An 11,331-nucleotide genomic window follows, 5' to 3' on the forward strand; every position below is an offset into this window, starting at 1 on the left:
GCGGCCCGGGGCCCGGCTCAGCGCAGCGGGCCCTCCGGGGGACGCTGGCGCGGCATGGTGGGCCGGGTGCCCGGCGGCGGCAGGACGCGAACCTGGGCGTTGGCGCCACCCTCGCTGCGGCCGCCCCAGGCGCCGGGGGCCTGGGTGGGGAGCCGGCTCATGCCGGCCCGGAACTCCAGCATCCACTCGGAGGTCTCGCTGCGGACCATGTCGGAGACGTCCTCGCAGAAGCGGCGCAGCACGCCCAGGCAGCGCTCGGCGGCCTCGCCCGCGGTGCCCTCGGTGGGGCCCAGGACCTCCCGGACGCACTCGGAGGCCCAGTCGAACTGGAAGGCCTCCAGGCGGCGCTGCAGGGCCTGCGAGGTGGAGACGTCGCGCATCCAGCCGGAGGTGAGGCCGAAGGCGCGGTCGGCCAGTAGCGCGGCGGCGGCCAGGGCGAGGCCGGTGTAGCCCCACTCCACGGCGTGCGGGAGCTCGCCGGTCAGCGAGACCAGCGGGGCGGTGACGCCGCCGACCGCGAACACCGTGGCGGAGAAGCGCAGCAGGCGGGCCCAGCGGCGCTTCCAGACCCGGTCCCGGCGGTACCAGTCGATGGCCTCGACGGCGCGCTCCTCCGACCAGCGGTAGAGCTCCTCCAGGCGCTCGGCGGGCTCGCCCCAGTCGCCGAGCGGGAACTGGCGCGCGCTCAGGTCGGCCCGGCGGCGGGTGGGGGTCCGTCCGCCGGAACCCGGGACGGACTGGTCGTCGTCGGCGACCTCTTTGCCCCAGGGGCTCTCCTCGGGCTGCATTTCCGGCTGGCTCACCTGTGGCGCTCCCTGTGGCGGGGTGACTACGGAGGCCCGGCGGGCACCGGGACTGGCGGGACGGGCGGGACGGGACCCGAACGGCCCGGAGCTCGGGCCGTCGGCGCGCGGAACCGGTGGTTCGTTGCGTGGCGGTGCGGACCCGTGGCGCCGCGCGCGGGTCTGGGAACCGCCCATGGTGCCGTGCCCGGCGGTGCGGCCGGATCCTGGTCCAACAGCACTTCTTACCGCCAAATGGCTGACCGTGGGGGCGCTTCCGCAGTGATCGTTATGTGATTTCACCTCCGGAAGGCGAGGTGGGAGGGTTGCGGCGGGCGGCCGGATTTCACCCGTCCGAGCGAGGCGGGCCGGGGTCGCCGGTGTGACGGACCGGCTACCCGGAGCGGCTGCCCGGAGCGGCTCTCGTGCGTTCCCACGAATCACCGGGCGTCGACCGGTCCGGCACCTGGAGCTTCCGCCGGAGCCGCCGACGGGACGGAACCGGCCACCGACTAGGCTTGGCAGGCGTGAAGGTCCTCGTCATCGGAACCGGCGCCCGCGAACACGCCCTGTGCCGCTCACTGTCCCAAGACCCGGCTGTCTCCGAGCTGCACTGCGCCCCGGGCAACGCCGGGATCGCGCGGGTCGCCGCGGTGCACCCGGTCGACCAGCTGGACGGCGCCGCGGTCACCGCGCTCGCCCGGGAGCTGGGCGCCGACCTGGTGGTCGTCGGCCCGGAGGCACCGCTGGTGGCCGGCGTCGCCGAGCCGCTGCGGGCGGCCGGCATCCCGGTGTTCGGCCCCGGCCGGGAGGCCGCCCGGCTGGAGGGCTCCAAGGCGTTCGCCAAGGACGTGATGGCCGCGGCCGGCGTCCCCACCGCGCGCTCCTACGTCTGCACCACCCCGGAGGAGGCCGCCGCGGCGCTCGACGCCTTCGGCGCCCCGTACGTGGTGAAGGACGACGGCCTGGCGGCCGGCAAGGGCGTCGTGGTCACCGAGGACCGCGCCGCCGCGCTGGAGCACGCCGCGGCCTGCGACCGGGTCGTCATCGAGGAGTACCTGGACGGCCCCGAGGTGTCGCTGTTCGCGATCACCGACGGCACCACGGTGCTCCCGCTGGTCCCCGCGCAGGACTTCAAGCGCGCGCTGGACGGCGACCGGGGCCCCAACACCGGCGGCATGGGCGCCTACTCGCCGCTGCCGTGGGCCCCCGAGGGCCTGGTCCAGGAGGTGCTGGACACCGTCCTGCAGCCCACCGTGGACGCGCTGCGCCACCGCGGCACCCCGTTCTCCGGCCTGCTGTACGCGGGCCTGGCGCTGACCTCGCGCGGCACCCGGGTGATCGAGTTCAACGCCCGCTTCGGCGACCCGGAGACCCAGGTCGTGCTGGCCCGGCTGCGCACCCCGCTGGCCGGCGTGCTGCTCGCCGCCGCCAACGGCACGCTCGGCGAGCTGGAGCCGCTGCGCTGGTCCGAGGAGGCCGCGGTCACCGTGGTGATGGCCTCCGAGGGCTACCCGGCCAGCCCGCGCACCGGCGACGCGATCGAGGGCCTGGCCGCGGCGGAGGCCGGCGGCGACGCGTTCGTGCTGCACGCCGGCACCAGGTCCGGCCCGGCCGGCGAGGTGCTGACCGCGGGCGGCCGGGTGCTGTCGGTGACCGCCGTCGGCGCGGACCTCGCCGAGGCCCGGGCCAAGGCGTACGCGGGCGTCGCCGAGATCTCCTTCAAGGGCGCCCAGCACCGCACCGACATCGCCGCCGAGGCCGCCCGGTAGCCGCCCAGTGTCCGTTCGGCCGCCGCCCGGCGGCCATCCCGGCAGCCGCCCGGCGGCCGGACACCCGCCCGCGGGGCGCTGCGCCCGGACCGACCCGTCCGGACGCAGCGCCCCGCGGCGTTTCCCGAGGTCGTCGCGGTCAGCGCCGTGTCCGGAAAACCAGCCCTTCGGGTGATGGCGCGGGCATCCTGCTGACGGGGCGCGAGCGCGGGCCTTAGGGTGCGCTGCATCGCGCCGGGGCGGGGGCACCGGCGCGGACGCGGCTCGTCGCGCCGACGCGCCGGGGGGATGCTGGGGGCGGTGGCGCGTCCCGACACGGTGTCACCAGGACGGGTGGAATCGCCGGACTTCCGGAACACCCGCCGGCACCGGGGCGTCGAGACTGGCAGGAGAGCGCCACGCGAGTCGCACCACCGGGTTCGGCATCCGCCGCTTCCCGTACCGGAATCGATCGAGTCGAGTCGGCTGCGAAGGGGGTGCCGCGGCGATGGCTGCAGTGGACACCGCACGCGCACGAGCCCAGGCCGTCCTGCGTCTGCGCGGACGGGCCTTGGCCGCCGCCGCGCTGCCCGCCGCCTGCGCGGTGGTGCTGTTGGCCGGGCGGTTCACCGGACGGATAGGCGCCCCCGGGTCGCCGGACGCCCCGCTCTGGGACGGCATCCGCTGGGCGGTCTGCGCGGTCGCCGCGCTGACCCTGGCGCTGGCCGCGCTGGTCGCCGCGGCGCACCGCCGGGCCGTCCCACCGGTCACCCCCGCGGTGCCGCTGGCCCGGGCGGACGCCCCCGAGCTGTACCGGCTGATCGAGGAGCTCGCCGAGCGGCTGGACGTCCCGGCGCCCGCCGCGATCGCGCTCACCCCCGACTGCGACAGCTGGCTGGAGGAGCCGCACCCGGCCGGCCGGCCCGGCCGCGGCACCGGCCCCGCCGCACCGGTGCTGGTGATCGGCTCCCCCTTCCTGTGGTGGATGCGGGCCGCCGAACTGCGCGCCCTGCTGGCCCCCGTGGTGGCCGGCACCGCCGCGGCGGCCGACCCCGACATCGCCGCCGCCCGCCGCTGGCTGCGCACCCTGGACGCCGCGCTGGGCGAGCGCCGCCGCGGCCCCGCCGCCCTGACCGGCCCGATCGACCGCCGGCTGCTCGGCGCCTGCCGCGAGCACTCCGCCGAACTGGAGCACGCCGCGGCCGCCTGGGCCTCCGAGCGGGCCCGGGCCGTCGACTACGGGCCGCGGATCGCCGCCCAGGCCCAGGTCGGCCTGGCCTACGCGGGCTGGGACCGGCTGCTCACCCGGGTCGCGCTGCCCGCCTGGCGGCTCGGCCTGCACCCCGCGCACCTGAACGCCGGCGTGGTCTCCGCGCTCACCGAGCTCTCCCGCCGGGACCGGCTGGCCGACGACTACGGCAACCGGCTCGGCGACCGCCCCGCCTGCGACCTGCTGGAGGAGCCCGGCCCGGTCGACGCCCGGGTCTCCCGGCTGGCCGCCGAACTGCTGCACGAGGAGCCGGCCGACGGCTGGCAGCCGCTCGACTGGGAGGACTACCCGCGGCAGGTCGTCGACCGGGGCTGGCGCGCCCAGGCCGCCGCGCTCCAGGCCGCGCTCGGCGAGGACCGCCCGCAGACCGGCCCGGCGCTGGACAAGCTGCTGGCCCGGCTGGCCGCCGGCGAGGCCGAGGAACTGGCCGCCGCGCTGGCCGGCCAGGTGGCGCGCGCCGCCCGGGTCGCGCCCCCGCTGCCCCCCGTGCGCAGCGGCCGGGACCTGCTGGTCGAGCACCTGACCGCCACCGTCTGCTGCGCCGCGGTGGACGCGGGCACCGCCACCCCCGGCCTGGACTGGCTGGACGGGCCGGTCCTGGTCTGCCCGGCCGCACCCCGGGCGGAGCTGGCCCCCGCGGTGGCCCGCGCGGTCGAGGACGGGCAGGACGGTCCGCTGCGCGCCTGGCTGGAGCGGGCCGGTGTCCGACTGGAACGACCGGTCCGACTTTCGGGCTGAACCGGGACGGTTCGGGAGTGTCCCGGGAAACCCGGTTTCATCCGTACCAATTGCTACGGTGGGGTGACGCTTCGCCGTCCAACTGTGTTGTGCTGGTCCGCACGCACATCCGCATGGCAATTGCCAAACCCTCGGTGGATGGGCGAAGGGGTGGGGAGGGCGTGTGGGGACGGAATCCAACCGCCGGTGGGAGTCCGGCACGCTGGCGCACGGGGTGTCCGACCCGTTCGGGCAGGGCCCGCTGCCCTGGCTGCGCAGCCCCGACCACTACCTGGCCGACGGCGAGGGCGTGGTCCCCTGGTACGTGAGCGTGGACGCCCCCGGGCAGCGGCCGGTGGACGGCCCGGCCCGGCCCCGCCCGGCGGTCAGCGGCCCGCGCAACGCGGACGACGTGCGCCGGCAGATCAAGGGCTTCGCCTCGGCGGGCACCGCGCGCCCCGGCGGCGCGGTGGACTTCCGGGTGACGGTCAACCCGCCGCAGGAGTTCCAGGTCGACGTCTACCGGATCGGCCACGACGCGGGGGACGGCGCCCGCCAGGTGTACTCCAGCCCGCTGATCTCCGGCCTGGCCCAGCCCGCGCCGATGGTCGCCGACCGCACCGTCTCCTGCCACCACTGGTGGCAGTCCTGGCGGCTGCAGGTCCCGGCCGACTGGCGCTCCGGCGCGTACGTCGCCGTGCTGACCACCGCCGACGGCGGCCACCGCAGCCACATCCCGTTCACCGTACGGGACTTCGCCCCGGCCGACCTGCTGCTGGTGCTGCCCGACGTGACCTGGCAGGCGTACAACCTGTTCCCCGAGGACGGGCACCTGGGGGCCAGCCTCTACCACGCCTGGGACGGCGCCGGGCACCTGGTGGGGGAGGCCGAGGCGGCCGTCACGGTCTCCTTCGACCGGCCGCACGCCGGGGCCGGGCTGCCGCTGCACGTCGGGCACGCCTACGACTTCATCCGCTGGGCCGAGCGCTACGGTTACGACCTGGGCTACGCCACCGCCACCGACCTGCACGCCGGACTGGTGGACGCCTCCCGCTACAAGGCGCTGGTCTTCCCCGGGCACGACGAGTACTGGTCGGAGCCGATGCGGCGGGCCGCCGAGCGGGCCCGGGACGGCGGCACCTCGCTGGTCTTCCTGTCCGCGAACGCCGTGTACTGGCGGGTCGAGCTGTCGGCCGGGCCGAACGGCGAACCGTCCCGGCTGCTGAACTGCCGCAAGCGCCAGCGGGTCGCCGCCGACCACCCCGCCGCCGGGGTGCCGGGCGCGGCGTCCGCGCTGTGGCGGGACGCCGGGGAGCCCGAGCAGCACCTGCTGGGCATCCAGTACGCGGGCAGCGTGCCCGCGCCGGTGCCGCTGGTGGCCCGCAACACCGGTCACTGGCTGTGGCAGGGCACCGGGCTGGCGGACGGCGACGAACTGCCCGACCTGGTCGCCGGGGAGGCCGACCGCTACTACCCGAAGGTCCCGCTGCCCGCCCACACCGAACGCGTCCTGCTCGCCCACTCCCCGTACCGGGACGCCGCCGGGCGGGCCACCCACCAGGAGACCTCGCTGTACCGGGCGCCCAGCGGCGCGTACGTGTTCGCCGCCGGGACGTTCGCCTGGTCGCCCGCGCTGGACCGGCCCGGCCACACCGACGAGCGGATCCAGCGGGCCACCGCCAACCTGCTGGACCACCTCTGCAAGGAGGGGCGAACCGACTCCTGAGCGCACCGGCGTGAAAGACTCGCCGCAGAGCCCCCCAGCTGTGAGGACTGACTGAGCGTGAGCGGATTCGTCACCAAGCCCGAGCCGGTCCAGGTGCCCGGCCTGGTCCACCTGCACACCGGCAAGGTGCGCGACCTGTACCGGGACGGCAGCGGCAACCTGGTGATGGTGGCCAGCGACCGGACCTCCGCGTACGACTGGGTGCTGCCCAACGAGATCCCCGACAAGGGCCGCGTCCTCACCCAGCTCTCGCTGTGGTGGTTCGAGCGGATCGCCGACATCGTCCCCCACCACGTCGTCTCCACCGAGCCGCCCGAGGGCGCCCCCGCCGACTGGGCCGGGCGCACCCTGGTCTGCCGCAGCCTCGACATGGTGCCGGTGGAGTGCGTCGCCCGCGGCTACCTGGCCGGCTCCGGGCTGGAGGAGTACCGGACCGACCAGACGGTGTGCGGCATCGGCCTGCCCGCGGGCCTGGAGAACGGCTCCGAGCTGCCCGGCCCGATCTACACCCCCGCCCTCAAGGCCGAGGTCGGCGAGCACGACGAGAACGTCTCCTACGAGGAGACCGCCCGCCGGATCGGCGCCGAACTCGCCGCCACCCTGCGCCAGACCACCCTCGCGGTGTACTCCCGGGCCCGCGACATCGCCCGCGAGCGCGGCCTGATCCTCGCCGACACCAAGTTCGAATTCGGCCTGCTGGACGGCGAGTTGGTGATCGGCGACGAGGTGCTCACCCCCGACTCCTCGCGCTTCTGGCCCGCCGACGCGTGGCAGCCCGGCCAGGACCAGCCGTCCTTCGACAAGCAGATCATCCGCGACTGGCTGACCTCCCCCGCCTCCGGCTGGGACCGCCGGAGCGAGAACCCGCCGCCCCGGCTGCCCGACGAGGTCGTCGCGCACACCCGGCAGCGCTACCTCGACGCGTACGAGAAGCTCACCGGCCTCGACTGGAAGTGACCCGCCGTCGCGGCCGGCTGCGGGCCCCCTCCCGGGGTCCCTACAGCCAGCCGTGCTCGCGGGCGATCCGGACCGCCGCGTGCCGGTTCTCCGCGCCGAGCTTGCCCGCGGCCGAGGAGAGGTAGTTGCGCACCGTGCCGGGCGAGAGCCCGGCCCGCCCGGCGATCTCGGCGACCGGGGAGCCGTCCGCGGCCAGCTCCAGCACGTCCGTCTCGCGCGGGGTCAGCGGGGAGTCGCCCGCGCTGATCGCCTCCGCGGCCAGCTCCGGGTCCACGTAGCGGCCGCCCGCCCGGACGGTGCGGATGATGCCGGCCAGGTCGGAGGCCGAGACGGTCTTGGGCAGGAAGCCGCGCACCCCGACCTCCAGGGCCCGCTTCAGGTACCCGGGGCGGCCGTGCCCGGTCACGATCATCACCCGGCACTCCGGCAGCCGGCGGCGCAGCTCGGCCGCCACCTCCAGGCCGTCCAGGCCCGGCATCTGGAGGTCCAGCACCGCCACGTCCGGGCGGTGCGCGACGGCCATCGCCAGCGCCTCCGGGCCGGACGCCGCCTCCGCGACCACCGCCAGGTCGTCCTCCAGGGCGAGCAGCGCGGCCAGCGCGCCGCGGATCAGGTGCTCGTCGTCCGCGAGCAGCACCCGCACCGGACCGGTCATGACGTGGATCCCCCCGCTGTGGTCGGTAGTTCGGCGGTCAGTCGGAACCGCCCCGGGCCGCTGCCGGCCGCGGTCAGGGTGCCGCCGTGCGCGGCCAGCCGCTCGCCCAGGCCGCGCAGCCCGCTGCCCGCGCCCTCCGCGCGCGGCGGCGGGACGGCCGGCACGCCGTCGTTCTCCACCTCCAGCAGCGCCGTCCCGCCGGAGACCCGCAGCCGGAAGCGGCAGTTCGCGGCCTCCGAGTGCCGCAGCACGTTGGTCGCCGCCTCCCGCACCACCCAGCCCAGCACCGACTGCGCCCCGGCGGGCAGGCCGTCCGCGCCGGACAGCTCGGTGCGGCAGTCGACGTTCGCCGCTCGCAGCACCGAGGCGGCGCCGGCCAGTTCGGTGTGCAGCTCGACGGTGCGGTAGCCGCGCACCACCTCGCGGACCTCGCGCTGCGAGTCCCGCGCGATCCGCTGCACCTCGGTCATCTGGTCCACCGCCTCCGGGCGCTGACGGCGGGCCAGCTGCACCGCCAGCTCGCTCTTCAGCGCGATGGTGGCCAGGTTGCGGCCCAGCACGTCGTGCAGGTCCCGGGAGAAGCGCAGCCGCTCCTCGGCCACCGCCAGCCGGGCCTGGGTCTCCCGGGCCCCGTCCAGCTCCCAGACCACCTTCGCGGTCCACGCCGAGCCGCGGGCGGCGGCCCCGGCCGTCGCCGAGCCGACCAGGCAGCCGAGCAGCACCCCCAGCACGAACCCGGCGGGCTCGCCCGCCGCCAGCAGCGCCGCCGCCACCGCCGCCAGGCCCGCCACCGCCGCCGCCACCGCCCGGAGCACCGGCAGGGCCAGGACCGCGGTGGCGATCCAGAAGGTCATCGTCACGACCGCCACCGGCGTGGACGTCTCCGCCCCGTCCAGCGGGCGCGGCCCGAGCAGCAGGGCCGCCGCCGACAGCGCCGCCGACACCGCGCCCGACACCGCCGCCCAGCCGTACGGGTGCGGGCGGCGGCCCAGGTAGGCGGGCAGGCCGGTGCGCACCAGCACCACGTTCAGCGCCGCCGCCAGCAGCGTGCCCGGCACCTCGACCCGCAGCTCGAAGGCCGAGGCCCGCCGCTGCCCGTACGCGCTGCCCAGCAGGCCGTACACCGCGAACACCTGCAGCACCGCCACCGCGTACAGCGACCAGCGCATGTACAGCTCGGTGCGCTGCGGCTTGGACAGGGCCCGCCAGCGGCGGACCGGTCGTGGTCGGCTGACCCGCACGGCTCGGTTCCTCGTCTCTCGACGGCTCCGGAGAATCCGGCGCCGCGGCAGGCGACCCTCGCCCCGCCGCGCCGCCCGACGCGACACTAGCGCCGCGGCTCCCAGCGGAACCAGCGCCCGGCTGCCCAGAGCGCGGCGGACGTCCAGACCAGGGCGAGCAGCAGCGGCGGCGCGGCCGGGCCCCAGCTGCCGAGGAAGCCCTCGGACGGGCCGGTGCCGTCGGTGCCGAACCAGCCGATCCGGACCAGTCGCAGGGCCGGGGTGGTCGGCAGCAGGCGGCAGGCGCCCGCCAGCCCGTCCGGCAGCGACTCCAGCGGGATCAGCAGGCCGGAGCCGAGCTGCGCCACCAGCAGCAGCGGCAGGGTGGTGAGGCCGGCCGTCTCCACGCTCCTGGTCACCGCGCTGGACAGCGCCGCCAGGGCGGTCAGCAGGGCCGCGGACAGGACCAGTCCGAGCAGCACCAGCGGCGGGTTCGCGGGGGCGCGCAGGTGCAGCGCGGCGGTGCCGCCGACGGCCAGCAGCAGGCACTGGAGCAGGGCCAGCCCGATCGACGGGAGCGCGGTGCCGAGCAGGATCTCGGCGTCGGCGGCCTCGCCGGTGCGCAGCCGCTTCAGCACCAGGTCGGTGCGGCGGGCGGTGTACGCGGTGGTCAGGTTGCAGTAGACGACGATCAGCAGGACGACGCCCATCGAGCTGGTCACCAGGTTGGCGTTCACGTCCAGCCCGCCGGTCCGCTCGGCGGCGGCCCGCAGCGCCGAGCGGAGCGAGCCGACCAGGACCAGCGGCAGCACCAGGGCCATGAACAGGGCGGTGCGGTTGCGGCTCAGCAGGGTGACCTCGGCCCGGCCGAGGGCGAGCAGCCGGGCGGCGGGGGAGCGGCGGGCGGCGGCGGGGCCGGTGCGCCCGGCGGGAGCGGGGGCGGCGGTGGTCATGCGGCACGTCCGGCGGTCTCGGGGCGGGCGGGGGCGGCGGCGGGGGCGGGGTCGCCGGACGCGGCGACGGCGAGGAACGCCTCCTCCAGCGAGGCGCTGCGGGCGTCCAGCCGGGCCAGCTCGACCCGGTGGCGGGCGGCCCAGCCGAGCAGCTCGGTCAGGGTGCCCTGGAGGTCGGGGGTGCGCAGCAGCACCCGGCGGCCGTCGAGTTCCGGCCGCGCGCCGGGCAGGACCGGCAGGTCGAGCGAGGCGTGCGGGCCGGTGCGCTCGGGGAGTTCGAAGCTGATCCGGGCCGGGTGGGCGGCCAGCACCTCGGCGACCGTGCCGCCGGTGACCACCCGGCCGTGGTGCATGATCGCCAGCCGGTCGGCGAGCTCCTCGGCCTCCTCCAGGTAGTGCGTGGTGAGCACCACCGTGGTGCCGTCCGCCCGCAGTCGACGGATCAGCCGCCACACCGCGGCCCGGGCCTCCGGGTCCAGGCCGGTGGACGGCTCGTCCAGGAACAGCACCTCGGGGCGGCCGAGCAGGGCCGTCGCCAGGTCCAGCCGGCGGCGCTCGCCGCCGGACAGCTGCTTGACCCGCACCGCGCGCCGGGGCAGCAGGCCGACCAGGTCGAGCGCCTCGTCGACGGCGCGGGCGCCGGTGGTCAGCCCGGCCCAGCAGCGGCCGGTCTCGGCGACGGTCAGTTCGCCGGGGAAGCCGCCCTCCTGGAGCATGACGCCGATCCGCGGGCGCAGCGCGGCCCGCTCGCGCAGCGGGTCCAGGCCGAGCACCCGGACCTCACCGCCACTGGGCGCGGCCAGGCCCTCCAGCACCTCCAGGGTGGAGGTCTTGCCCGCGCCGTTGGTGCCCAGCAGGGCGAACAGCTCGCCGGGGGCGACGTCGAGGTCCAGGCCGCGGACGGCCTCGAACCCGGCCGGGCCGGACGGTCCGTAGCGGCGGTGCAGCCCGCGGGCCTCGACGGCGGGGCGGGGACGGCTGGTGTCGGTCATGGCTCCAGCCTCCCGGCGGCCGGGGCCGGGCAGTAGTGCGGGCCGTCACCGCGCGCCGGTGCGTCCGCACGGGTCGGCGGTGACAAATGTCAGGGTGCCCGCGAGAGCGAGAGCGAGGGCGAGGGCGGGGCATAGGCGGGTGCGGGGGCACGGGCGGGTGCGGGGCCGGGAACGCCGAAGGCCCCCCTCGGTGGAGGGGAGCCTTCGGAACCGGAGCGGACGACGAGATTCGAACTCGCGACCCTCACCTTGGCAAGGTGATGCTCTACCAACTGAGCCACGTCCGCAGGATATGGAGTTGTACCGCA

Annotated in this window: 9 protein-coding genes and 1 tRNA gene; 4 read left to right on the forward strand and 6 right to left on the reverse strand. The window is 76.7% G+C overall.

The features are described from left to right. Positions 1–17: 17 nt before the first annotated feature. Complete coding sequence (locus K353_RS23040; protein ID WP_370447638.1) at positions 18–803, reverse strand: SLATT domain-containing protein; 786 nt, start codon at positions 801–803, stop codon at positions 18–20. Positions 804–1,309: 506 nt separating this feature from the next. On the opposite strand from K353_RS23040, the gene purD reads away from it, so the two are divergent. The 4 genes from purD (at position 1,310) to K353_RS23060 (ending at position 7,203) form a co-directional block, all read left to right on the forward strand. Next, entirely contained in the window at positions 1,310–2,554 is a 1,245-nt protein-coding gene (purD, locus tag K353_RS23045; protein ID WP_111555437.1) for a phosphoribosylamine--glycine ligase, read from the forward strand. 487 nt (positions 2,555–3,041) lie between these two features. After that, positions 3,042–4,541 (forward strand): hypothetical protein, encoded by a 1,500-nt coding sequence (locus K353_RS23050; RefSeq protein ID WP_111555438.1) that lies wholly within the window; start codon positions 3,042–3,044, stop codon positions 4,539–4,541. A 163-nt stretch (positions 4,542–4,704) separates the two neighbouring features. Further along, positions 4,705–6,246, forward strand: a complete 1,542-nt coding sequence (locus K353_RS23055; protein WP_111555439.1) for a N,N-dimethylformamidase beta subunit family domain-containing protein — start codon at positions 4,705–4,707, stop codon at positions 6,244–6,246. 57 nt (positions 6,247–6,303) lie between these two features. Continuing rightward, a complete protein-coding gene (locus K353_RS23060; protein WP_111555440.1) occupies positions 6,304–7,203 on the forward strand; it encodes a phosphoribosylaminoimidazolesuccinocarboxamide synthase in 900 nt (299 codons plus the stop codon). A 40-nt stretch (positions 7,204–7,243) separates the two neighbouring features. On the opposite strand, the gene K353_RS23065 is transcribed toward K353_RS23060, so the two are convergent. The 5 genes from K353_RS23065 to K353_RS23085 form a co-directional block, all read right to left on the reverse strand. Then, positions 7,244–7,858 (reverse strand): response regulator transcription factor, encoded by a 615-nt coding sequence (locus K353_RS23065; protein WP_111555441.1) that lies wholly within the window; start codon positions 7,856–7,858, stop codon positions 7,244–7,246. Continuing rightward, on the reverse strand, positions 7,855–9,099 hold the full coding sequence (locus K353_RS23070) for a sensor histidine kinase (RefSeq protein WP_233533770.1): 1,245 nt from the start codon (positions 9,097–9,099) through the stop codon (positions 7,855–7,857). The genes K353_RS23065 and K353_RS23070 overlap by 4 nt, the downstream gene beginning before the upstream one ends. 86 nt (positions 9,100–9,185) lie before the next feature. Further along, a complete protein-coding gene (locus K353_RS23075) occupies positions 9,186–10,031 on the reverse strand; it encodes an ABC transporter permease (protein WP_111555442.1) in 846 nt (281 codons plus the stop codon). Further along, the gene (locus tag K353_RS23080; protein WP_111555443.1) at positions 10,028–11,023 is read right to left on the reverse strand and encodes an ABC transporter ATP-binding protein; all 996 of its coding nucleotides are present in this window, start codon (positions 11,021–11,023) and stop codon (positions 10,028–10,030) included. Before K353_RS23080 ends, K353_RS23075 begins: the two co-directional genes overlap by 4 nt. Positions 11,024–11,237: 214 nt before the next feature. Continuing rightward, positions 11,238–11,310, reverse strand: a tRNA-Gly gene (locus K353_RS23085). Between the last annotated feature and the right edge of the window lie 21 nt (positions 11,311–11,331).

The organism is Kitasatospora sp. SolWspMP-SS2h (assembly GCF_003259315.1).
Lineage (GTDB): Bacteria > Actinomycetota > Actinomycetes > Streptomycetales > Streptomycetaceae > Kitasatospora > Kitasatospora fiedleri.

Coding starts and splice junctions, on each gene's coding strand:
- K353_RS23050 (WP_111555438.1), top strand. CDS start 3,042: ATGGCTGCAGTGGACACCGCACGCGCACGAGCCCAGGCCGTCCTGCGT.
- K353_RS23065 (WP_111555441.1), bottom strand. CDS start 7,858: ATGACCGGTCCGGTGCGGGTGCTGCTCGCGGACGACGAGCACCTGATC.
- K353_RS23075 (WP_111555442.1), bottom strand. CDS start 10,031: ATGACCACCGCCGCCCCCGCTCCCGCCGGGCGCACCGGCCCCGCCGCC.
- K353_RS23080 (WP_111555443.1), bottom strand. CDS start 11,023: ATGACCGACACCAGCCGTCCCCGCCCCGCCGTCGAGGCCCGCGGGCTG.